The 23,670-nt window shown below is 41.6% G+C and carries 24 protein-coding genes; 16 read left to right on the top strand and 8 right to left on the bottom strand.

What is annotated here, in order from left to right; genetic code table 11:
* The 11 genes from L1D46_RS13185 to L1D46_RS13135 all read left to right on the top strand — a co-directional run.
* A partial coding sequence (locus tag L1D46_RS13185) for a COX15/CtaA family protein (RefSeq protein WP_239977650.1) occupies positions 1-972 on the top strand: 972 nt, incomplete at its 5' end.
* 9 nt (positions 973-981) lie between these two features.
* Positions 982-1,890: a heme o synthase gene (gene cyoE / locus L1D46_RS13180; protein WP_239977649.1), complete on the top strand. Its 909-nt coding sequence runs from the start codon at positions 982-984 to the stop codon at positions 1,888-1,890.
* A complete protein-coding gene (locus tag L1D46_RS13175) occupies positions 1,887-2,504 on the top strand; it encodes an SCO family protein (RefSeq protein WP_239977648.1) in 618 nt (205 codons plus the stop codon). The genes cyoE and L1D46_RS13175 overlap by 4 nt, the downstream gene beginning before the upstream one ends.
* 169 nt (positions 2,505-2,673) lie before the next feature.
* Positions 2,674-2,946 (top strand): STAS domain-containing protein, encoded by a 273-nt coding sequence (locus tag L1D46_RS13170; RefSeq protein ID WP_130050325.1) that lies wholly within the window; start codon positions 2,674-2,676, stop codon positions 2,944-2,946.
* 9 nt (positions 2,947-2,955) lie between these two features.
* Positions 2,956-3,318 (top strand): response regulator, encoded by a 363-nt coding sequence (locus L1D46_RS13165; protein WP_054562870.1) that lies wholly within the window; start codon positions 2,956-2,958, stop codon positions 3,316-3,318.
* 15 nt (positions 3,319-3,333) lie between these two features.
* Positions 3,334-5,415, top strand: a complete 2,082-nt coding sequence (locus L1D46_RS13160) for a chemotaxis protein CheA (RefSeq protein WP_239977647.1) — start codon at positions 3,334-3,336, stop codon at positions 5,413-5,415.
* Positions 5,412-5,897 (top strand): chemotaxis protein CheW, encoded by a 486-nt coding sequence (locus L1D46_RS13155; protein WP_130050327.1) that lies wholly within the window; start codon positions 5,412-5,414, stop codon positions 5,895-5,897. The genes L1D46_RS13160 and L1D46_RS13155 overlap by 4 nt, the downstream gene beginning before the upstream one ends.
* Positions 5,898-5,926: 29 nt before the next feature.
* The gene (locus L1D46_RS13150) at positions 5,927-8,254 is read left to right on the top strand and encodes a methyl-accepting chemotaxis protein (protein WP_130050328.1); all 2,328 of its coding nucleotides are present in this window, start codon (positions 5,927-5,929) and stop codon (positions 8,252-8,254) included.
* A 65-nt stretch (positions 8,255-8,319) separates the two neighbouring features.
* Positions 8,320-9,138 (top strand): protein-glutamate O-methyltransferase CheR, encoded by an 819-nt coding sequence (locus tag L1D46_RS13145; RefSeq protein WP_130050329.1) that lies wholly within the window; start codon positions 8,320-8,322, stop codon positions 9,136-9,138.
* On the top strand, positions 9,135-9,752 hold the full coding sequence (gene cheD / locus L1D46_RS13140; RefSeq protein WP_130050330.1) for a chemoreceptor glutamine deamidase CheD: 618 nt from the start codon (positions 9,135-9,137) through the stop codon (positions 9,750-9,752). The genes L1D46_RS13145 and cheD overlap by 4 nt, the downstream gene beginning before the upstream one ends.
* Positions 9,753-9,760: 8 nt before the next feature.
* The gene (locus L1D46_RS13135; RefSeq protein ID WP_167658427.1) at positions 9,761-10,795 is read left to right on the top strand and encodes a chemotaxis response regulator protein-glutamate methylesterase; all 1,035 of its coding nucleotides are present in this window, start codon (positions 9,761-9,763) and stop codon (positions 10,793-10,795) included.
* Here the strand turns inward: L1D46_RS13135 and L1D46_RS13130 are convergent.
* Positions 10,782-11,813, bottom strand: a complete 1,032-nt coding sequence (locus L1D46_RS13130; RefSeq protein ID WP_233786765.1) for a polysaccharide deacetylase family protein — start codon at positions 11,811-11,813, stop codon at positions 10,782-10,784. The genes L1D46_RS13135 and L1D46_RS13130 overlap by 14 nt on opposite strands.
* Between L1D46_RS13130 and dinF the strand changes: the two genes are divergently transcribed.
* Positions 11,790-13,124: an MATE family efflux transporter DinF gene (gene dinF, locus L1D46_RS13125; RefSeq protein ID WP_239977646.1), complete on the top strand. Its 1,335-nt coding sequence runs from the start codon at positions 11,790-11,792 to the stop codon at positions 13,122-13,124. The genes L1D46_RS13130 and dinF overlap by 24 nt on opposite strands.
* Position 13,125: 1 nt before the next feature.
* On the opposite strand, the gene L1D46_RS13120 is transcribed toward dinF, so the two are convergent.
* Positions 13,126-13,395, bottom strand: a complete 270-nt coding sequence (locus L1D46_RS13120) for a hypothetical protein (protein ID WP_167658426.1) — start codon at positions 13,393-13,395, stop codon at positions 13,126-13,128.
* A 14-nt stretch (positions 13,396-13,409) separates the two neighbouring features.
* On the bottom strand, positions 13,410-13,985 hold the full coding sequence (gene nfuA / locus L1D46_RS13115; RefSeq protein WP_054554437.1) for a Fe-S biogenesis protein NfuA: 576 nt from the start codon (positions 13,983-13,985) through the stop codon (positions 13,410-13,412).
* Positions 13,986-14,129: 144 nt separating this feature from the next.
* Between nfuA and L1D46_RS13110 the strand changes: the two genes are divergently transcribed.
* A complete protein-coding gene (locus L1D46_RS13110; RefSeq protein ID WP_130050334.1) occupies positions 14,130-16,682 on the top strand; it encodes a M14 metallopeptidase family protein in 2,553 nt (850 codons plus the stop codon).
* A 12-nt stretch (positions 16,683-16,694) separates the two neighbouring features.
* On the opposite strand, the gene L1D46_RS13105 is transcribed toward L1D46_RS13110, so the two are convergent.
* Positions 16,695-17,405: a phosphoribosyltransferase family protein gene (locus tag L1D46_RS13105; RefSeq protein ID WP_130050335.1), complete on the bottom strand. Its 711-nt coding sequence runs from the start codon at positions 17,403-17,405 to the stop codon at positions 16,695-16,697.
* 58 nt (positions 17,406-17,463) lie between these two features.
* On the opposite strand from L1D46_RS13105, the gene bioH reads away from it, so the two are divergent.
* The 3 genes from bioH (at position 17,464) to L1D46_RS13090 (ending at position 19,483) form a co-directional block, all read left to right on the top strand.
* Positions 17,464-18,201 (top strand): pimeloyl-ACP methyl ester esterase BioH, encoded by a 738-nt coding sequence (gene bioH, locus L1D46_RS13100; protein WP_130050336.1) that lies wholly within the window; start codon positions 17,464-17,466, stop codon positions 18,199-18,201.
* A 101-nt stretch (positions 18,202-18,302) separates the two neighbouring features.
* Entirely contained in the window at positions 18,303-18,611 is a 309-nt protein-coding gene (locus L1D46_RS13095) for a hypothetical protein (protein ID WP_130050337.1), read from the top strand.
* A 5-nt stretch (positions 18,612-18,616) separates the two neighbouring features.
* Positions 18,617-19,483 (top strand): putative metalloprotease CJM1_0395 family protein, encoded by an 867-nt coding sequence (locus L1D46_RS13090; protein WP_239977645.1) that lies wholly within the window; start codon positions 18,617-18,619, stop codon positions 19,481-19,483.
* Positions 19,484-19,568: 85 nt separating this feature from the next.
* Here L1D46_RS13090 and L1D46_RS13085 read toward each other — a convergent pair whose 3' ends face one another.
* The 4 genes from L1D46_RS13085 to greB all read right to left on the bottom strand — a co-directional run bounded on the left by L1D46_RS13085 (position 19,569) and on the right by greB (position 23,553).
* Entirely contained in the window at positions 19,569-21,884 is a 2,316-nt protein-coding gene (locus tag L1D46_RS13085; protein ID WP_239977644.1) for a Tex family protein, read from the bottom strand.
* 136 nt (positions 21,885-22,020) lie between these two features.
* A complete protein-coding gene (locus L1D46_RS13080; protein WP_130050340.1) occupies positions 22,021-22,602 on the bottom strand; it encodes a hypothetical protein in 582 nt (193 codons plus the stop codon).
* Positions 22,603-22,647: 45 nt separating this feature from the next.
* The gene (locus L1D46_RS13075) at positions 22,648-22,956 is read right to left on the bottom strand and encodes a hypothetical protein (RefSeq protein ID WP_130050341.1); all 309 of its coding nucleotides are present in this window, start codon (positions 22,954-22,956) and stop codon (positions 22,648-22,650) included.
* A gap of 114 nt (positions 22,957-23,070) precedes the next feature.
* Positions 23,071-23,553: a transcription elongation factor GreB gene (gene greB / locus L1D46_RS13070; RefSeq protein WP_239977643.1), complete on the bottom strand. Its 483-nt coding sequence runs from the start codon at positions 23,551-23,553 to the stop codon at positions 23,071-23,073.
* Positions 23,554-23,670: the final 117 nt, after the last annotated feature.

Here is a 23,670-nt window from a genome sequence, read left to right as displayed (position 1 = left end):
TATTTAGTCTTAATTACGGTTTTCTTCTCTATCTTGGTTGTTGGGCTTGGTGCTTATACACGGCTGAGTGATGCTGGGCTTGGCTGTCCAGACTGGCCTGGTTGCTATGGGTTTTTAACTGTGCCAAAACATGAAACTGCTCTGTTACATGTTGAACAAAACTACCCTGATATGATGTTTGAGGCAGCAAAAGCTTGGAAAGAGATGATCCATCGCTATTTTGCTGGTGCCCTTGGCCTATTAATTTTAGCTTTGTTTGTTTTTGCATGGTTAAAACGCCAATATCCAAATACGCCGGTTAAATTGCCACTGGCACTATTACTACTGGTGATCTTCCAAGCCGCATTGGGCATGTGGACTGTGACTATGAACTTACAGCCTTTGGTTGTAATGGGACATTTACTTGGCGGTTTTAGTATTTTGTCGTTGGTGTTTTTATTGTATCTACGCTTAAAAACCAAACCCGTAGCGAGTAATGATAGCGGTGCAAAGCCATACTATCGTCTAGCGCTTGTGGGTTTGGTGGTACTAATACTGCAAATTGCGTTGGGTGGCTGGCTTGCTGCAAATTATGCCGCTCCGCATTGTAATGGCTTACCGCTTTGTAGCTACGGACAACCGTTTTCTTTGAAGAGCGTTTTTCAACTGCCGCTCGAGCACAGTACCTATGAATATGGTGTGTTATCGCAGCAAGCGCGTATGTCAATTCACTTACTGCATCGTATTTGGGCGTTGGTTACTTGTGTGGTGTTAGCACTGATCATGTGGCGCATATATTCAAGATGTTACTCTCGAAAAATTAAGCACTGCACAGTCACCGTATTAATCGCTTTGCTGTGCCAAATCTGTTTAGGCCTAGCTGTTGTGCATTGGCACTTCCCATTAAGTATTGCGCTTGCGCACAATCTAATGGCCGCACTACTACTGCTTAGCATGGTAAGACTATGCTTCCATTTAAAAATAAGAACCTAGGAGGCTGTGATGGCAATATTACTAAGCACAGAAAAATCATTATTTAGCCAAAGCTCAGAGTTACTTAAAGATTACTTAGCTATCAGTAAATTTAAAGTAGTTGCCATGCTTGTACTAACTGCTTGGGTTGGTTTGGCATTGGCTCCCGATGTTGGGCGTGGAGTGTTTGTACAGCTTGCAAGTTTGCTTGGTATTGGTTTGTTATCGGCCGCTGCTGCTGTAATCAATCATGTTGTTGATAGTGAAATCGACAGTAAAATGGCACGTACACGTCATCGCCCTGTGGCAAAAGGGCGCCTAAGCAAACAGCATGCTTTGAGCTTTGCGGCGACCATCGGTATGCTAGGTTTTGTTATGCTTATGGTGTGGGCAAATACATTAACGGCAATCCTTACTTTGTTTGCACTCGTTGGTTATGCATTTATTTACACTTCGTTTTTAAAGCGTGCTACACCGCAAAATATTGTTATTGGGGGGTTAGCTGGTGCGATGCCGCCGCTTTTAGGGTGGGTTTCTGAAACGGGCCATATGGCTGCTGCGCCATGGTTATTAGTGATGATTATATTTACTTGGACTCCACCACACTTTTGGGCATTAGCAATTGCTCGTAAAAGTGACTATGAGCGTGCAAAAATTCCTATGCTGCCTGTTACTCACGGTATTGAATTTTGTAAAACCTGTGTTGTTGGTTATAGCATTTTGCTAGCTTTGGTATGTGTACTGCCTTATCTAATTGGTATGTCAGGGTTAATTTACTTGCTAGGGGCAAGCGCTCTAAATGCGGTCTTCATCTATAAGGCATTAAAACTAAAAATTGCCCCAAAAGATGATACCGCAATGGATTTATTTCGTTTTTCAATTGTGCATTTAATGCTACTCTTTATCGCCTTATTTATTGATAAATGGTTAGTTTTATGACACGAATCGTCGCTTTTTTATGTTTCAGTGCGGTATTATTTGTAACCGGTTGTGGCAAAAATAACACCGCTCCTAAAGTTGAAGCGCTCGTTTACGAGCCAGCAAAGCCGATTAGTCCGTTTTTATTAACTGACCAACATGGTACACCTGCAGATAATAGCCAATTTATGGGGCATTGGAACTTGGTCTTTTTAGGCTACACTAGCTGTCCTGATATCTGCCCAATGACACTGGCGAAATTAACTGCAGTGCAAAAGCAATTAAGCCAAGGTTACAAAGTGCAAGTATGGTTTGTTGCTGTTGATCCAAAGCGTGATACAACCGAAAAACGCAAAGCTTACATTGATTACTTTAACCCTGAATTTCTTGCTGTATCAGGCCCACACAAACAACTTTTCCCCTTTGTTAGAGAGCTTGGCTTAATTTACGCAATTAACGACAGTGATCAGCAAGAGTATGCCGTTGATCATAGTGCTTCTGTGGTGATGGTTGATGGTGATGGTTCTGTGCGTGCCATTTTTAAGCCTGAATTTAAACAAGGAAGTGTGCCCTTGATTAATGCCACAACTTTGACTGATGAGTTCAAAAAAATAGCAGATTATTACGCAAAGTAAATTTTCTTTGCTTGGTGAGTCAATTTCAGCAAAAGAAAAGCTTCCTTTTTTGACATATATGTCTAAGCTACTAAAAAATTTTACTATTTTTTGATTCAAATTATGGCATTTTTATTTAGTCAGTCTAAGCTTTTGTTATGAATTGTTTAAAGCAGGGAAAGAAGAAGTAATGTTAAAGCTCCCTACAGAATTAGCTATTAGTCAGGTCGAAACGCTCCATCAAGATTTGCTACAAGAGTTGTCAGCAAATGATGATATTTGTCTGGATATCAGTGAAGTGACACGTGCTGACACAGCATCAATTCAGCTTTTATGTGCATTACAGAAGCACTTGCTTTCTGTGCAACACAAAATTATTTGGGTTGGCGAGAGCAAACCTTTGCTACAGGCAATTAATAGTTTGGGCTTAAGTCATTACCTTGTGCTTGAGAATGCCAATTAAGAGGTTTTTATGAAAAGAATTTTAGCAGTAGACGATTCTGCATCTATGCGCCAAATGGTTGGTTTTACGCTTAAAAAAGCTGGCTTTGATGTTACAGAGGCAAAAGATGGCAGTGAAGCATTAAACATCGCAAAGCAACAAGGCTTTGATGCAGTTATTTCTGATGTGAATATGCCGGTAATGGATGGTATTACCCTTATTCGTGAATTACGTAGCTTACCTAATTATAAGTTCACACCTTTACTGATGCTGACCACAGAGTCGGGGCTTGATAAAAAGTCTGAAGGAAAAGCTGCTGGAGCAACTGGTTGGATTGTTAAGCCATTTAATCCTGAGCAATTGTTAGCGGTATTGAAAAAAGTGATTCGCTAATAATAGGAGCGGGGCATGAGTATAGATCTAAGCCAATTTTTTGAAGTATTCTTCGAAGAAAGCTTTGAAGGACTCGATGCTATGGAGGCTGAGTTATTAAACTTAGTACCTGGCGAAGAAGACTTAGAGACAATAAATACAATCTTTCGCGCTGCGCATTCGATAAAAGGAGGCAGTGGAACCTTTGGTTTTAGTGCCGTTGCAGATTTTACTCATGTTCTCGAAACCCTGTTAGATCAAATCCGTGAAGGCTCACGTGATCTTACTGCTGAGCATGTAAATTTACTTTTAAAATCAGTTGATTGTTTACGAGCTTTACTCAGAACTTTGCAAGCTGAGCAGCAGCCAGACCTAACTGAAGCTGATGAACTTCGTATTAAGTTTGAAGAAATTCTCGGCATGCGTGCTGCAAGTAAAGAACCTGCTCAAGCGCAAGAAGCTGTCAGCGAAAACAGTTTTAATACCTATCAAATCGATTTCAAACCACACCATCATTTATTTAAAACCGGTAATGAACCACTGTACATGATCAGTGAATTAGCGGAGTTGGGTGAACTTGAAACACAAGCTTTTCAAGATGATGTGCCTGACATCACTAACCTTGCCCCTGAAGATTGTTTCTTATCGTGGCGCTTTTTCTTAACCACAGACAAAGAGCAAAGCTGTATAGAAGAAATTTTTGAATGGGTTGAGGATGACGCTGATATTACCATCACGCTATGCGGTGGTTTGTTTGGTGATGAAGATATTTCGGCAGCTGAAACTGCTACAGAAGATGCAGCACCAGTGAAAGAGGCTGAGCCTGCAGCAGTTAAACCAACTTCTGATACCAAAAAGCCTGCGCCAGTTAAAGCAACTACTGCCAATGCAGAATCAACCTCAATCAGGGTTGGTATTGATAAAGTTGACTCACTCATCAACATGGTGGGTGAATTAGTTATTACCCAAGCGATGTTAAGCCAATTGGGTGAGCAAGAAATCACTGAAGCGACGATTGCTTCTCTACAAGAGGGCTTAGCGCAACTGGCACATAATACTCGTGACTTACAAGAAAACGTCATGCGTATTCGTATGTTGCCAATAAGCTTTGTGTTTAGTCGCTTCCCTCGCTTAGTGCGAGATATCTCGCAAAAGCTTGATAAACAAGTTGAGCTAAAGTTACTTGGTGAGCAAACCGAACTAGATAAAACCGTGATGGAGAAGCTTTCTGATCCTATGGTTCACCTAGTGAGAAACTCCCTAGACCATGGCTTAGAAACTGTTGATAAGCGTGTTGCTGCGGGTAAAAACCCTGTTGGTACTGTCACGCTCAATGCGTTTCATCAAGGTGGCAATATTGTTATCGAAATTATGGATGATGGCCAAGGTCTTAACACCACTAAAATTCGTGAAAAGGCAATTAAAAACGGCCTAATTTCAGAAACTGATGAGTTGTCTGATAACGAAGTAAACGAGCTTATTTTCTTACCAGGGTTTTCTACAGCCGATCAAGTAAGCGACCTATCGGGTCGTGGCGTTGGTATGGATGTAGTAAGGCGCAATATCGAAGCGTTGAGCGGTTCTGTGGAAGTGGCTTCAGCACCGGGCGTAGGTTCGACATTTACAATTCGCCTACCGCTAACATTGGCTATCTTAGATGGGCAGTTAGTACGTATTGCTGAGCATACTTATATTATCCCGCTAATTTCGATTATCGAATCATTGCAAATCGATATCAGTAAGGTAAGTCGGGTTGGTAAAGACTTAGATGTGCTGCGCTTACGTGATGAATATATTCCAATCTTAAGGCTTTACAATATTTTTAACCACCAAGGGGCAATTGAAACGCTTGATAAAACCTTACTGGTTGTTGTTGAAAGCGACAATCAAAAAGTAGGTTTATTAGTTGACGACTTATTATCTCAACAACAAGTCGTAATCAAAAGTTTGGAGGCAAACTATCAAAAAGTTGATGGCGTTTCTGGGGCTACAATCTTAGGCGATGGTCGTGTTTCTTTGATTGTTGATATTAGTGGTTTGATTAAATTATCTGGGCTTAGAAAGCCAGGGAGCCAGGAATTGATTATAGAATCAAAAGCGAATTTGGAGGCGTCATGATTGCACAACACGACGACCTGCATAACAAGCTAACTCTTGAACAAGATCAAGATGTAAAACAATTCCTAACCTTCTTTATGGCCGAAGAAGAGTACGGTGTAGATATTTTAACGGTTCAAGAAATTCGCAGTTGGGAAGAAATTACGGTGATCCCTAACTCACCGGATTTCGTCAAAGGGGTTATTAATCTGCGCGGCACTATAGTGCCAATTATTGATTTAAGGCTTCGTTTTGGTATATCAGCCATAGAGTACGGGCCGTTAACCGTTGTAATCGTTCTAAAAGTACAGCTTGAAAATACATGTAAAATTATGGGCATCGCAGTTGATGCCGTCTCGGATGTCTATAGCATTGCAGAGCATGAAGCGAAGGCAGTGCCACATTTGTCTGACTCAGACAACGCGCAATTTGTTGCGGGTTTAGTCAATGTGGGTGAGAAGATGGTCGCATTACTTGACCTACAAAAAACAATGGACATTTAACTGGGTAGATTAACAAGAAGGTGAAGGGTATGGGATGGTTTAGCAGTCCTAAAAATGTTGAGTCGGAAAATGATTTAGTTATTGCGGCACTGAGAAAGTCGCAAGCGATGATTGAGTTTCAACCATCGGGGCAGATCATTACTGCCAATGCTAATTTCTTAAACACCATGGGGTACCAACTCGAAGAAATTCAAGGGCAACACCACTCTATGTTTGTTGCTGAAGAAGAGTCGCAAAGCCCTGAATATCAACAGTTTTGGCAACGATTACGCAGCGGTGAATTCTTTGTTGATGAATTTAAGCGTGTCGGTAAAAATGGCAAGCAAGTTTGGATTCAAGGCACCTATAACCCGATTATTGATAGCAATGGCAATGTCACTAAAGTCATCAAGCTTGCTACCGATATTACACCACAAAAAGAGCTTGAACGTCAGTCAAAACGTGATGCTGACTTATCAAATGCGCTGCGTGTATGCCAAGCAAATGTGATGATTGCCGATAACGATTTGAAAATTATTTTCGTTAATGAGCAAGTAAAGCAAATGCTGCAAGCTCGTGAGTCAACGTTACAAACTGTGCTACCTAGCTTTTCAGTTGCAAACCTAGTTGGAACCTGCGTTGATGATTTTCATAAACAACCGTCACACCAACGTGAGCTGCTAAAAACATTATCTGAACCATACAAAACGACATTGCGTTTAGCAGGGCTTATTTTTAGCTTGATTGCAACACCTTGGGTGAGCGCATCAGGTAAGCGTTTAGGTACTATTGTTGAGTGGCAAGATATTACTGATAGCGTAAATAAAGCCGAAGCTGAAAAGCGTGCAGCAGAAGAAAACCTGCGAGTACGTCGTGCACTTGACCGTGTGGCAACGAATACCATGATTGCTGATTCTGGCAACAACATTATTTACATGAACGAAGCTGTTCTGAACATGATGAAGATTGCTGAAAGTGATTTAAGGAAAGATTTACCTAATTTCAACAGTAATAATTTGATTGGTCAAAATATTGATGTGTTCCATAAGAACCCAGCACATCAACGCAACATGCTTGCTAAGTTAAGTGATACTTATAGCACTGAAATTCAAGTGGGTGGGCGTACTTTTGGCTTGGTTGCAAACCCTATTTTCACCCCAGAAAACGAACGTATTGGTACGGTAGTGGAGTGGGAAGATAGAACCGCGGAAGTCGCTATTGAAAAAGAAATTGCAGGCCTCGTCGCTGCTGCGGGGAGTGGTGACTTAGAAGCGCGTGTTGAAGAAGCGGGTAAACAAGGTTTCTTCTTACGTCTAGCGCAGGGCTTAAATAGCCTTGTTAGCATTGTTGATGATGCAGTAAAAGACACTGGCAACATGCTGGATGCCATGGCGAACGGTGACTTATCAAAACGTATTGAGCAAGACTACCAAGGTTCGTTCGACAAGCTAAAACGTGATGCAAATGCCACGGCTGATAAGCTTACTGAAGTAATTAATCGCATTAATACCTCAGCAACGCTGGTTGCAAGTGGCGCAGAAGAAATTTCACAAGGTAATGCTGATTTAAGTCAACGTACTGAAGAGCAAGCTTCATCACTTGAAGAAACAGCATCAAGCATGGAAGAGATGACCAGTACGGTTCGTCAAAATGCTGATAATGCAAAAGAAGTAAATGAACTTGCTGAAGAAACACGCACTAAGGCACAAAAAGGTGGTGAAGTGGTAAATCGCGCTGTCACCAGTATGTCAGCAATTAATGAATCAAGTAAGAAGATTGCAGACATTATCAGTGTAATTGATGAAATTGCCTTCCAAACAAACCTACTAGCGTTGAATGCGGCTGTTGAAGCTGCGCGAGCAGGTGAACAAGGCCGTGGTTTCGCGGTTGTTGCTGGTGAGGTGCGTAACTTAGCGCAACGTTCAGCAGCTGCAGCAAAAGAAATCAAAGAATTGATCCGAGACAGTGTTGGGAAAGTTGAAGATGGTACATTACTAGTTAATGAATCAGGTTCAACATTACAAGAAATTGTTACAGCGGTGCAAAGAGTTACAGCGATGATTTCTGATATTGCCCAAGCATCTGAAGAGCAAAGCTCTGGTATTGAGCAGGTTAATAAAGCTATTGCCCAAATGGACGAAATGACTCAGCAAAATGCTGCCTTGGTTGAAGAAGCATCTGCCGCTGGAGAATCAATGGCAGAGCAAGCGAATGATATGCGCCGCTTATTAAACTTCTTCTCGTTATCAAATAATGAGATGGATATAACCAGCCGTGCAAGTTCAGCGCCTGCCGCTAAACAGCCAAGCTCACCAGTACGCTCGGCGCCAAAAGGCAATAACTTTGTTGACCCTAGTGATGAGTGGGAAGAGTTTTAAAACTCTTCCCAACAAAATTCTAACTAGTTAATTGCATCTAATGTTACAGCTGCAGGGTCAAACACATGAAAGAGTTTTTATTAACGGATAGTGATTTTAAAGCTATTTCGTCACAAGTGTACGATGCTTGCGGCATTGTCTTAGCGGAGCATAAACGCGAGATGGTTTACTCGCGTTTAGCAAGACGTATTCGCCAACATAAGCTTAAGAACTTTAAAGAATACTTAGATTTTCTCGAAGAGCACAAAGAGCAAGAGTTCAGTGAGTTTATTAATGCAATAACGACTAACCTGACTTCTTTCTTTCGTGAACCCCATCATTTTAGTTATCTAAAAAATACCATAGTACCAAAACTACTGGTAAGTAATGCTAAGCAAAAACGTGTAAGGGTGTGGTCTGCAGGCTGCTCAACCGGCGAAGAGCCTTACACTATTGCTATGACCTTAAGCAGTTTATTTCCATCTGACTGGGATGTGAAAATCCTAGCCACTGACTTAGATTCAAATGTGCTCGCTAAAGCGCAGGCTGGTACGTACACAGCAGCGAATGTGAATGGTTTAGACAAAAGCCAACTTAAACGCTGGTTTTTAAAAAGCCATGATGAACAGTTATATAAAGTAAAACCCGAACTACAAAAAAATATTTTTTTTAAACGTCTAAACTTATTACAGAGCTGGCCTATGAAAGGGCCGTTTGATGTTATTTTTTGTCGCAATGTTGTTATTTATTTTGATAAGCCGACCAAAGATACCCTATTTAAACGTTATTATGATTTGTTGACCGATTCCGGTCACTTATTCTTAGGGCATTCCGAAACACTGGGTAAGGACCACAAAGAGTTTAAGAATTTAGGCCAAACGATCTATCAAAAAGGTGGTCTATGAGTAGTCATTTTAAACCTGTATTGCCTGGTTTTGAACACGTTAAGCGGTTTTGGGATGGTAAGCGCCACAAAGTCGTTGCTAAGGTATTGCCTGGCGAATTTTATGTTTCAAAATCAGATGAACTGATCACAACCGTGCTAGGTTCTTGTATTGCAGCCTGTATTTACGATGAAGGTTTAGGCATTGGTGGCATGAACCATTTCATGCTACCAGCAGAAAAAGGCGTTGATCCTAGCAACGCACACAGCCTTAACTGCCGCTATGGCAACTGGGCAATGGAATACTTGATCAATGAAATCCTAAAAAATGGTGCTTCTAGACGCAATCTCAAAGTTAAACTATTTGGTGGTGGAAAAATTATTCGTTCAATGACAGATATTGGTGTTGGCAATATTCGTTTTGCAAATGCCTATGTACTTGAAGAAGGTTTAGATTTAGTATCCCATGATGTTGGCGGGCCTTGGCCACGTAAGGTGATGTTTGATCCACAAACAGGCAAGGCACAGGTTAAAAAGATGCGTGAATTGCACTCTGATCAACTCGAGAAACGTGAAATTAAATACTTACACGATATTGAGCAACAAGATGCAGAAACGGATATTGAATTATTTTAGGAGAGCATATGATCAAAGTACTCATAGTTGATGATTCTGCTTTGATCCGTGGTTTACTCAAGGAAGTACTCGAGCAAGCGCAAGACATTCAAGTCGTTGGTGCGGCAGAAGACCCTTATCAAGCCCGAGATTTAATTAAGCGCCTTAATCCAGATGTCTTAACCCTTGATATCGAGATGCCAAAAATGGATGGATTAAGCTTTTTAAAAAACTTGATGCGTCTTCGTCCTATGCCGGTTGTTATGATTTCAACGCTTACTCAAAAAGGCTCCCCGATCACTTTGGAAGCCCTCGAAATTGGTGCAGTTGATTTTATTGCCAAGCCAACTATTAATGTCACTGAAAATTTGCAACGTTATGCGCATTTACTACATCAAAAAGTGCGTACAGCAGCTGGTGCTAGAGTGCGTGCCTTTAAAGAGTCAAAAGTTGAAGACGATAGCTCTTTAGCAACACTTGAGTTTAAAGCTAATAGCGTGCTTGCAATAGGTGCTTCAACAGGTGGCACAGAAGCGATTAAAGAAGTGCTAGTACGCATGCCAGAAAACTGCCCACCTATTGTTATAACACAGCATATTCCTCCTGTATTTAGTACTTCATTTGCGATGCGCATGGATAGAACCTGTAAAATCAACGTTAAAGAAGCTGAACATGGTGATAAGCTACAAACTGGCTGGGCATATATTGCACCGGGCGATCAGCATTTAAGTGTGGTGAAAAAAGCAGGCGGCTTGTTTTGTCAGCTTGACTCGAGTGAGTTGGTTAATCGACATCGTCCCTCTGTTGATGTGCTATTTAACTCTTTGGAGGTAGCCTGTCCGAAAGCGACAGTGGCTGCGTTACTAACCGGTATGGGCAGTGATGGCGCAAGAGGTTTATTGGCCCTAAATCAAGCAGGGGCTTACACAATAGCTCAGGATGAATTATCGTCTGTGGTATGGGGGATGCCAAAAGCCGCAGTGGAGCTCAATGCGGCTAATGAAGTGGTTCGTCTTGATAAGGTAACGGCACAAATGCTAAAACAAGCTGTTAAGGTAAAATAACCCAAGGTTGTGAGAACCAGTAGTAGTTTCCTTTTTTCGCGATAGATGGGGCCGTACAGTTAAAGCGAGAGCGGCCTTTTTTCAGTTTTTCAGGTGAGGTGATCTTCACCGTATCTTTACTAAGCCACGTTAAATCGGCTTGACCAATACCAGAGACATAACAAGCAAACTGACTTTTATGAAAGTCTTGCATATCAAATTGCATACTTAAACTTGGCGGGTTTTCATGCGTTACGCTATCTGAGTAGGTGAGCTGCTTGATAGTGAATGCTTGCGAGTCTAGTTTAGTGGCAAGCGTATCAAGTTTTGAATAAAAGCCCGACGCCGGAAAGCGTGGTAATCGGGTAAAGTCAGAATGGATACCTACAGCACCCGAATGTTGACCTATACCAACAAAGCCTAGAGATTTAACTAACTGTTGTAATGAATTGTTAAACTCGCCATAAGGGTAAGCAAGATATTTGTAATCATGACCAATTTCTTCTTTAATGCGTTGCTGAGCAGATAGAATATCTTTTTTAGTGCGAGCTAACCACGCCTCTTCACTCTCGCCTGGCTGTTTGCGATGTAAGTAATTATGGACTTGTGTGTGATTGCTGATTATGGCGCCTTTATTAGATAGCTCTTTTAACTGTTGCCATGTCATAACATAGCTTTTGCCTTCATCAATCAACTCGGGATTAACGAAAATAGTATATGGATAGCCAAATTTTTCTAAGATTGGTGCCGCTTCTTCATAGTTATTTTTATAGCCATCATCGAAGGTAATCGCGACGGTTTTATCTGTCAGAGGCTGGCCGGCTTGTAATGCGGTGATGAGTTCATCTAATGGAATAACTTTAAAGTTATTATCTTGCAAATATTGCATATGTTCTGTGAATGTATCGCTGCTGACACTGGTTACCGCAGGAAGGGTTTCACTGACGTGGTGATACTGTAGAATGACAGCGCCATGGGCACGCAAAGATAAACCTAACAGGACTGCAAATACTAAATGAAACATTTTCTTAAACGTCATAAGGCACACCATAAAAGTTTACTGTTATTAGCCGGTCCGATGATTTTATCAAATATTACCGTGCCAATGTTAGGTTTAGTTGATACCGCTGTAATCGGTCACTTAGGAAGCGCTCACTATTTGGCTGGTATAGCACTCGGTTCAGCAGTTATCTCGTTATTATTTTGGCTAGCAGGTTTTTTACGGATGAGCACCACAGGGTTGGTTGCACAGGCCTATGGTAAAAGCGATCACACCTTACTCGCTGAGCTATTAAAGCGCAGCTTGTTACTAGCAACAGCGGTTGCGCTGTTATTAATAGCGCTGAGTATACCTATTCAATCCTTAATGGCATATTTATCAAATGCCAATGACGCTGTTTTAGAACAAGCAAATAGCTATTTTTCAATTCGTATTTTTAGTGCGCCTGCTGCTTTGTGTAATTTGGTTTTACTTGGTTGGATGTTAGGGGTGCATTATGGCCGCGGGCCATTTTATTTATTACTTATCACCAATATTACTAATATTGTGCTTGATATTTATTTTGTGGTGTTTCTTGATTGGGGTGTGGCTGGAGCAGCGTGGGCATCTTTAATTGCTGATTATACTGCCCTTGTTTTTGCACTTATGTTAGTTGCAAAACTTGCCAAAAAGCAGGGTGTTAACCTTGCCGTGAAAGCATGGTTAAGTGTTGCTAAGTTACTTGATTTAGTGAATTTAAATCGTGATATATTTATTCGTTCACTGGCGCTACAACTGTGTTTTAGCTTTATGACTTTTTATGGCGCACGTATCGGTGAAACAACTTTAGCGGCCAATGCTGTATTGCTGAACTTTTTAATGTTGGTGAGCTTTGCACTTGATGGTATTGCTTATGCAAGTGAAGCTAAGGTCGGAAAAGCTAAAGGAGAACAAAGCACTAAGCAGATTAAGCTATGGGTTAATTTGAGCCTGTTTTGGGGCGGGTTATTTGCCGTGTTTTATAGTCTTATATTTTTATTTTTTGGCAAGGCAATCATTCGTTTACTTACCGATGTGCCAGAGGTTATCAGCCTCGCGACTGTTTACCTTCCCTGGGTCATTATTTTACCTATTGCGGCGATGGGTTGCTTCTTATTTGATGGCGTATTTGTGGGTTTAACACGTGCCAAAGACATGCGAAATACAATGCTATTTAGTGCTTTGGTGGGCTTCTTTGGACTGTTTTGGCTGGTAAGTAGCTGGCAGAACCATGGTTTGTGGTTTGCTATGACGAGCTTTATGTTGATGCGAGGGTTAACTCTGTGGATTCGCTACCGTAAAATTATCAATAATCAGCAATTATTAGATTAAATCACTTCCATAGATCCGGGTCGTGATCTTTCGGTGAAGATCGTTCTAAGACTTGTGCAAAGCGGTTGGCAAAAATACCTAAGTAGCCCCAGGCTGCAAAGAATATCGCCACAGCTAAAATGATCAGACCAATTAATTGAAATAGTGCGGGCCCATAATAACCTATAGCAATAAAAATCACGGCCAGCACAAATAGTGCTAGGCCGCGAAGAAAGCGTTTTAAGCTTAACTTGGGGTCGCTACCTAAGCGAAATACCCATTTTTTAAGCATGCTTTAAATACCAGTTAGTAGTAAGAGTGTTCACCAGATTGGTGATCAGTAATGTCTCTTACACCATTGATTTCGTCAAACTTGGCGATCATTTCTTTTTCGATGCCTTCTTTAAGTGTGACATCAATCATTGAACAGCCGTTACAGCCACCGCCAAATTGTAGTACTGCGATTCCGTCAGCAGTAATTTCTACTAGGCTAACTTGACCGCCATGATTAGCGAGCTGTGGATTAACTTCAGTTTCAAGCATGTGTTGAACACGCTCTTGCAGTGACGCATCATCGCTAAGTTTACGTGCTTTTGCATTTGGCGCTTTAAGTGTTAACTGAGTTCCCATTTTGTCAGTTACAAAATCGATTTCAGCTTCTTCTAAGAAAGGGGCGCTTTCTGCATCAACAACGGCATCAAAGCCATTGAATGGTAGACGAATATCAGTCGCTTCAACGGCGTCTTCTGGGCAGTAAGAAACACCACACTCAGCCTGCGAAGTACCTGGGTTTACTACAAACACGCGAATGTTCGTTTGTTCAGCTTGGTCTGCTAAAAGTTTAGCAAAATGAGATTGTGCAGATTCAGAAATAGAGATCATAAAACGGACTATACTTGACTAAATTACTCGGATACTGAGTATCATACTCCGCTCATCGTATTGTCGCCAGTGTTGAGCGTAAAAAGTTGCATCTATTTTATCGAATGGTAGCGTTAAAACATCAAATAATTACGGGTGCTATCTATGCGTTTTATAATAACAATATTAACCATGCTAGTGAGCGTCAGCGCATTAGCAAAACCTCTTTCTTATTACTTTGAAGAAGATGTGAAATTTGACCCAACTATTCCTACCCCAGAGCAGGTGCTAGGCTACGAAGTGGGTGAGTGGCATGTACGTCACGATCAGCTTGTGCAATATATGCAAATTCTTGCTGAAAAAAGTAATCGAATGAACTTCAAAGTAATCGGTCGCACACATGAACAGCGTCCGCTTGTGATGCTAACCATCACAGCACCAGAAAAGCTGGGTCAGGTAGAGCAAATCCGCAAGGCTCACTTAGCTCGCTTAAATGGTGGAACGAGTGACTCAAGCAAACAACCTGCGGTTGTATGGATGGGTTACAGTGTTCATGGGAATGAGTCATCAGGTAGTAATGCATCGCTACTCGTTGCTTACTACCTTGCCGCTGCACAAGGCCCAGAAATAGATGCCTTACTAAACAACACGGTTATTTTACTAGACCCATCATTGAACCCAGATGGTTTAGCACGTTTTGCAAATTGGGCGAATAGTAACCGTGGTATGAAGTTATCATCAGATCCACAAACTCGCGAGCACATTGAAAGTTGGCCGAGTAGCCGTACTAACCACTATTTATTTGACTTAAATCGTGACTGGTTGTTACTACAGCACCCTGAATCACGTGCACGCATTGCGCAGTTTCATCAATGGAAGCCCAATATCCTAACAGACTTCCATGAGATGGGCCCAAACAGCACATACTTTTTCCAGCCTGGGATCCCAACTCGTAAGCACCCAATCACTCCTGAAGAAAATGTCACGCTAACTAAAGCAATTGCAAACTATCATGCAAAGACACTTGATGAGCATAATGCTCTTTACTTCACAGAAGAAAGCTTCGATGACTTTTACTATGGTAAAGGCTCAACTTACCCAGATGTAAATGGCGGTGTAGGTATTTTATTTGAACAAGCGAGCTCACGTGGTCACTTACAAGAAACCATCAACGGCCCATTAAGCTTCCCGTTTACGATTAAAAATCAGTTATTAACGAGCCTATCGACGTTCCAAGCCGCGCTTGATAACCGTACAGACTTACTTGATTATCAAGCCAAATTTTACAACAAAGCTGTTGACCTTGCTGGTGATGAAGACTTTAAAGGGTATGTGGTGAAAGGCGGCGCTGATCAAAGTCGCATGAAGTACTTCCTTGATTTATTAAAACAACATCAAATCAATGCGTACATGTTAGAAGAGCCGCTAAAAGTGAACGGTCAAAGCTTTTCTGAGCAGAGCTATTATGTGCCTTTAGCACAGCCGCAATTTCGTTTAATTAAAGCGATTTTTAGTGAGCAACAGCGTTTTGTCGATAATACATTTTATGATGTATCTGGCTGGACACTTGCTCATGCCTTTAATTTAGAATTTGCAAAGGTAAGCAGTAATTGGGGCTTAAAGGTTGCCAAAATGCCTTGGCAGCAAAGTGTTAAATCAAGCTTTGCCGCTTTACCACAAAGCTATGCTTATGCATTCAAATGGGATGATTACCTAGCGCCAAAAATGCTTAATAGTTTACTCGAACAAGGTGTGAAAGCACGGGTGGCATTAAGCCCACTTACAGCAAAAACGCCTTCAGGTGAAATAGCTTTTGAGCCAGGTAGTATTCTTGTTCCTGCAGGTCTGCAAACTGATAGCAACTGGGTTAGCTATTTAAACCAAGCGCAGAATGAGTTTGGCATTGAAATAACACCAATTAGCTCAGGCTTAACGGTTAAAGGTGCTGATTTAGGTTCTCGTGCAATGGCGGTTGTGAAAGCGCCTAAAGTATTACTAGTGGGAGGTCAGGGAACCAGCCAGTATGAACTTGGTGAAGTATGGTATTACTTAGATCGTTTCGTTGGCACAGCGCCAAGCATTATCGAAATGGAGCGCTTAAATCGCATCGACCTTGAAAACTACAGTCATATTATTCTAGCGCACGGAAATTTCAATCGTCTTGATGATGCGACTAAAGTGGCTATTAAATCGTGGGTTCGTAAAGGCGGTGTTATTTGGGGACATAAAGGCGGTGCTAAATTCTTAGCTGATCAGCAACTACTAAAGGCTAATTACTTATCTCGTCGTGATGTAGCCAGTGCATTTGATACAACAGGGCTTACCTATGCCGATAAAGATGACTTAGCTGGTCGTCAGCGTATTGCGGGTGCTATTTTTAATACTTCAGTGGATTTATCTCACCCACTTACGTATTCGCTGAATCGCAATACATTACCTGTGTTTAAGAATAGTACTTGGCTACTTGAGAAATCAGACGCACCTTTTGTGAACGTGCTTACTTACACAGATAAACCGCTTTTAGCTGGCTTTACTGATGACGTAAACGTAGAACAAGTAGCTGGTGCGGCAGGCTTAATTGCGCACTCTTATGGTAAAGGGAGTGTGATAGGCATGACCGATAACCCAGTGTTCCGTGGTTATTGGTATGGTACCAGCCGATTACTGAGCAATGCATTATTCTTTGGTAATGCCTTTCATGCCTCAGGTGATAAATAATCACAATTAATCTTAGCGCAGGTTGTCTAATCCAGTTAAGCAAGTGAGCATAGCCCACACTTGCTTAGCCCCTGCATTTTTTATGGCTTCTGTCGCAGCATTTATGGTTGCGCCAGAGGTCATCACATCATCAATAATTGCCACGGTTTTTCCTGTTAAATCTTGCTGACAAACAAACGCATTTTGTAGATTTTTAACTCTTTTCGTTTTACTTAACTGTGATTGCGCTTTGGTTGCTTTTTGCTTGTAAAGAGCTGAGCTAACAGTACATTGCTGCTTTTTTAAAACAGGCAGCCAAGTTTGGCTTACCTGATTAAAACCGCGTGCTAAAAAGCGCTGATTATGCAGTGGTAGCACAATAAAAAGATCGGGCCAATTTATATTAACCTGACGAGCTAATTGCAGCTGCCTCTCTATTACTTGTTGTAGTGCCACACGAAAATACTGCTGATCGTTAAATTTCAATTGCTTGAGCCAAAGTTTCAAAGGCGCTTGATACCAAGCACAGGCAATTAAATAATCAAAATTACTATCAGGAAATGCATCACATATATCAGGTCTGTGTAACAGGTTTGGGTGGCGTGTAAGATCGAACAAATTGAGGTCATTTAAACAATACTGACACAAGGCTTGATTAGCCTGTATGTGACTTTGGCAGCTAATACAAAAGTTAGGGAACAGTGCGTCTAGCCCTAGTTTTAAGGTATGAGAGAAGTGAGACATTGCATTCATTCCTTTAAACGCTATTATGAGCGCTAAGTGTGGTTGGGAAATACAAAATATGCAAAATGATATGGTGCTATTACATGGCTGGGGAATGAACCAGGGGGTTTGGCAAGTGATCAAGCCTGAGCTTGAGTTTTTCCATGATGGTGAAGTCCGTTGCTTTGACTTACCTGGATTTGGTAATGCGCAGTCAATTCCAACACCTTACTCTTTGCATGATGCAGCTCAGCAATTAAGCGCCCAGCTCAATAATAACTCTATTCTTGTTGGCTGGTCTTTAGGTGGTCTTTTTGCTTTGTATATTGCTGCACATTGGCCAGACAAGGTAGCAAAGGTTGTGTTGGTTTCTTCAACGCCATTTTTTGCGCAAACCGACGAATGGCCGGGTATCAAGCCTGAAGTATTAAACGCCTTTAAAGATCAGCTGGTTAGCCACAGAGAAAAAACGATAGAACGGTTTTTGGCGATACAAGCGATGGGCAGTGAATCAGCTCGGGACGATATTAAGCAGCTAAAAGCACTTTTAAACCAGTATCCAGCGCCACAAGAGCAGGCTTTAAGTGCTGGCTTAGACATTTTACAGCAGGATGATTTGCGTGAGCTATTCGCTAACCTTAGCGTACCTGTGCGTGGTATTTTCGGCCGTTTAGATTCATTAGTACCTTATCGTGCGATTGAAAAAATGCATGCTTTACAGCCTCAGTTTGAATATGAGGTTTTAGATAAAGCCTCACATGCGCCATTTATTTCTCATAAAGCAGCATTTATATCAGCACTGAAATCAATGTGTTAAGCAAAACTCGCTGAGAGGCCAGAAAAATAGCGGGATTTAGCTTTATTTTGCTCGTTTTATGAGCGATACTTAACAAGTAGATCTCACTGTTGGAGGGTGTTATGCCAATCAGTTCTGTTTTTAATAATGCGGTAGAAGGTTATAACCGTGCTAGTCAAGGTATCGAAAAGGCGAGCGCAGAGATTAGCCGTGCCTCAATTGATCAGCAAGATGATGCCCAATTAGCTCAACAACGGCAATTACAAGCGGCGAGTCCAAATGAAGCTGTTACTCCGCCAGCTTCACAACCTGCCCCAATCGATGAGTCGCTTGTCAATTTGAAAGTTGAAGAGTTTAATGCAAAAGCCAATATCAACACGATTCAAACTGCTGATGAAGTGCTCGGTACACTAATAGATATTAAAGTTTAGTACTTATGAATATCGTCACTCCGTTTCCTTCGATTAATATCAACACGGCGAATGTGCACACTGAAAGTGCTCGCCGTGATAATCAGTTACGTGAAGTGATCCCACCTCCTGCTGCTACCAAGCCGAGTAACGCGGAAAACAAAACCCTTAATGATGGCGACAAAACCAAGCAGCCAGGTTCTGAGGCCGGTACTTATGATGCTAAAGGGCGTCTTGCTGAAGACAAAGTAATTGAAGAGCGTCAGCAAGGTCGCGAACAAGGCGAGTCTGAGCAAACAGAGCAAGAACAACAGGAAGCTAAACAAGAACAACAAAAAGAGCAAAAGGTTGCAGAGCAAGAACAGCAAGATGCTGAACAAATTAAAGAGTTAAAAGCACGAGATACCGAGGTGCGTATTCATGAGCAAGCGCATGCGACAGTTGGTGGTCAATATGCAGGCTCGCCAAGCTATGAGTATCAACGCGGCCCCGACGGTACAAACTATGCCGTAGGCGGCGAAGTGCAAATTGATGTTGCTGAAATAAAAGGCGACCCAAAAGCCACAATCGAAAAAATGCAGACAGTGCGTGCAGCAGCGCTTGCACCACAAGAACCATCGAGTGCTGATCGTTCTATCGCGGCCGATGCAACACAAAAACTTATGGCAGCACAAGCTGAGCTTGCCAGTCAATCAGCAGATAGCGATGCTGATTCAGGCAAATCGACCTTCAAAATAAACAGTGATTATGCCGAAGATAGCGCAACTCAAAGCAGTGAAACAAAAACAGCAAAGCGTGATGCTGAAGTAGACGAGCGTGCCGCACGTATTGCTAACTTTTATCAAGCAGCTACCTCGCCCACCAATCAAAATCAGTTTTCTGCTTTTATTTAACATCCTTAAATAAAAACCGCGTAAGTTTAAACTCACGCGGTTTTTTATTATCGATTGATACCAGTTTGATTAATCTATTTGGGGATTACTTTTTCACTTTTGCATTGGCAAATGCATCTGCAAACGCATTGCCCATCGCAACATTACCAAATTCGCGTTTTTGCTTTGGTGCGCTTTTCGCTTTAGCTGCAGGCTTAGGTTTGCTCGCTGGTGCGGCTTTATTGCTGGTATCAACATCATCGTCTAAACGCATAGTAAAGCTAATACGTTTACGTGCAGCATCTACTTCAACTACTTTTACTTTTACAATATCACCAGCTTTAACCACTTCACGTGGGTCGGAAATAAACTTATTGGTAATAGCAGAAATATGCACTAAACCGTCTTGGTGTACGCCCACATCAACGAAGGCACCGAAGTTAGCAACGTTAGACACCACACCCTCTAAAATCATACCAGGTTTAAGGTCGTTAATGGTTTCAACACCGGCTTTAAATTCCGCTGTTTTAAACTCAGGGCGCGGGTCACGACCCGGTTTATCAAGTTCTTTGATAATGTCGGTAACGGTAGGTAAACCAAACTTTTCGTCTGTGTAATCGTTAGCAACGAGCTTGTTTAGGATGTCAGAGTTACCAATTAGGCTGTTTACATCTAAGCTGTTTTTCTCGCAGATACGCTTAACAACAGGGTAGGCTTCAGGGTGAACTGACGAGTTATCGAGAGGATCTGAACCTGTACTGATACGTAAGAAACCGGCAGCTTGTTCAAAGGCTTTTGGACCTAAGCGTTCAACTTTTTTCAGTTCAGAACGTTTACTAAATGAGCCATTCGCATCGCGGTAGCTAACAATATTTTGTGCTAACGTTTTGTTTAAGCCTGATACGCGAGTAAGTAATGGCACTGATGCCATGTTTAAGTCTACACCTACAGAGTTTACACAGTCTTCGACTACTGAAGTTAGCGTTTGCCCTAGTTGGCTTTGCGATACATCGTGTTGATACTGACCTACACCGATTGATTTAGGCTCAATTTTTACCAGCTCGGCAAGTGGGTCTTGTAAGCGGCGCGCAATAGACACCGCACCACGTAGTGAAACATCAAGGTTAGGGAACTCATTGGCTGCAAATTCAGACGCTGAATAAACAGATGCGCCTGCTTCACTGACCATTACTTTATTTAGTTTTAGTTCACTGTTTGCTTTAATCAGTTCTGCTACTAACTTGTCAGATTCACGTGAAGCCGTACCATTACCAATAGCAATTAGCTCAACTTTATGCTGGCGACATAATTGTTCTAAAGTACGAAGCGATTTATCCCAATGATTTTGTGGAGCGTGCGGGAAAATCGTTTGTGTTGTTAACAGCTTGCCAGTGCTGTCTACAACGGCAATTTTACAACCTGTGCGTAAACCAGGATCGAGACCTAACGTGGTGCGTGGGCCTGCAGGAGCGGCCATTAATAAGTCTTTTAAGTTCTTAGCAAAAACGTCAATTGCGCCGGTTTCTGCTTTTTCGCGCATTGCACCTAAAAATTCATTCTCTAGATGTAGGCTTAACTTAATTTTCCATGCCCATTGCACTACGCCCATTAGCCAACTGCTTGCAGCAGAGTTGCTAACATCTAAGCGGTAATGATCAGCAATCATTTGCGCGCATACTTGCGCTGGATTTTCTGCGCTTGGCTCAGGGTTGATACTCAGTTGTAATACGCCTTCATTACGAGCACGAAGCATAGCAAGTGCACGGTGTGATGGTACTTTCTTAAGCGGTTCTTGATGCTCAAAGTAGTCGCGGTACTTCACGCCTTCATTTTCATGGCCTGCGATTACAGCACTTTCAATTTGACCGTGTTGTGCAATATGACTACGAAATTTAGCAAGTAATTTGGCGTCTTCAGCAAAGCGCTCCATTAGAATAAATTTAGCGCCATCAAGCACTGCTTTTGTATCAGCAAAGCCTGCTTCAGCATTAATGTAACTACTAGCTTGTTCTTCTGGGTCAAGGCTTGAGTTATTAAATAGCTCATCGGCAAGTGGTTCAATGCCTGCTTCAATAGCTATTTGTCCTTTCGTTCTGCGTTTAGGTTTGAAAGGCAGATATAAGTCTTCGAGCTCAGTTTTACTGTCAGCGTTATTAATGTCATCACTTAGCTCGGCAGTTAGCTTACCTTGCTCTTCGATAGTGGCAAGGATAAAGCTGCGGCGCTCTTCTAATTCACGTAAATACGATAAACGCTGCTCAAGTAAACGTAATTGCGTGTCATCTAAGCCACCAGTTACTTCTTTACGATAACGGGCGATAAAAGGGACTGTGGCACCTTCATCAAGTAGTTTGATTGCAGCAACAACTTGTGATTGCTGGGCATTTAGCTCGGTCGCTAAGCGTGCAGAGATATTGCTCATGCATAAACCTTTTTTAAAAATAGAAAATCAGTAAAACTGAAGATTAATTGCCTGAATAATATCACAATAAGAAGGCCTTAAAAGCACTGCTTTTAAGGCCTGCAAAAATAGTCTTACACAACGCAGATTTTAATGCTTAGTGTGGGTGATCCACATGTTGTAATACTTCGCTAAAGCTATTAGCAATTGGGTTGATATTAACTGGGATATGTAGTTTTTTAGCAATTTCACGAGCTGAAATCAAACCACAAATTTCTTGTTTAGCACTGGTTACTAATAGGAACATCATACCTTGGTGCTCCATTGTTTGTAGAGCATCACCAATACATGCATAGCTGATGCTTTGCAGGCTTACCCCCGCTAAATTGCCAAGAGGAGTCATCACATCATGCAAGGTGATTTCGTCACGGTGTAAGTTCAAGCGCTGTGCAAGAATCATAATTTTTGAGCTTTGTAAGTCAGCGCTAGATGTAAGGCCAAGCAGTTTGTCCTCGCTATCTACAACTAAAATAAAATCTGAGCAACAGCTATTAGTTTGCTTTAACGCATCGACAATTGTGGTGCCGTAATGTGCACGTAAAGGGTCTTTTTTAGTAAAGCTATTAAGTACTTTTAAAGCTGGAGAAGTGAGATCTAGTGTTGGCTCAACTTCATTCACTGCATTAGATAATGCGCCATTAGAGATATCTTGAAGACGTAATTCTTTGAAATTATTCATTTTGATCACCATACATTTTAATAAAACTGAAATTGAAAATTTAAGTTAATTAAAAGCAGGCGGCCCTCGCTGGTGCGCGCTATAAACAGACACCTTATTAGAAGAGTGAACATACGAAACCATACGTGCATCTGGCAGTGGTTGGGCTACATTAGCGACGAACGCAGGAGTATGTTTATCGAGGTCGGTATCTAAGTTGGCAGGCTCTGCACTATCGCACGCAATAAAGTGAGCGGTTGGCGTAACACTGTCTGAATGGCTTTCTATATCACTGGCGTAAGATATCAAACTCACACTTATTAATAGTGCGAATACAATGGCATTACTCATGATGCGTTGTATTGCGTTTGACATACTTACTACCTTCTAAAACTCAAGTAATGATTTATCTTGAGTACCTTTAGTTATAGATCACATTTTCAGACTAAACAATCAATAATTAACGCTTTCTGAATTTTCTGGGAAAAATTATTTCGCATCAGGATAAGTTATCTCGTTGATATACCATTCTTTTGCGCCTTCAGGCGTCATCACCGACAAATCATCATCAACCTGTTTACCAAGTAGCGCTCGAGCCATAGGTGCATCAATAGAAATGTAATCTTTGCGCTCGTAAATTTCGTCGGGACCGACAATGCGGAAACGCTTTGTATCGCCTTGTTCATTCTCAATTTCGACCCAAGCGCCAAAAAACACTTTACCCGCTTGCTGCGGGTTATAGTCAACGATTTTAAGATCTGGCATACGTTTACGAAGATAGCGTACACGGCGATCTATCTGTCGTAAAACACGTTTATTAAACTGATAATCTGCGTTTTCAGAGCGGTCGCCTAAGCTTGCTGCCCAAGTAACAATTTTAGTAATTTCAGGGCGCTTTTCATGCCATAAGTAATCATGTTCTTGTTGTAATTGCTGATACCCCTCTCGGGTTATTAAATTTGTCTTTGCCATTTTTATTTAGCCTAAAAAGAAAACCAGCCGCAAAGTATGCCTTTGTCGAGTCAGATTTTGAAATGTTCAGTAACAATCTAAGCGCGTAATTCGATTTTTATTCTTAACTTTTTCATT

Source organism: Pseudoalteromonas sp. Isolate3, from assembly GCF_022398505.1.
GTDB classification, from domain to species: Bacteria; Pseudomonadota; Gammaproteobacteria; order Enterobacterales; family Alteromonadaceae; genus Pseudoalteromonas; species Pseudoalteromonas apostichopi.
This window is presented reverse-complemented; position numbering and strand designations above follow the sequence as displayed.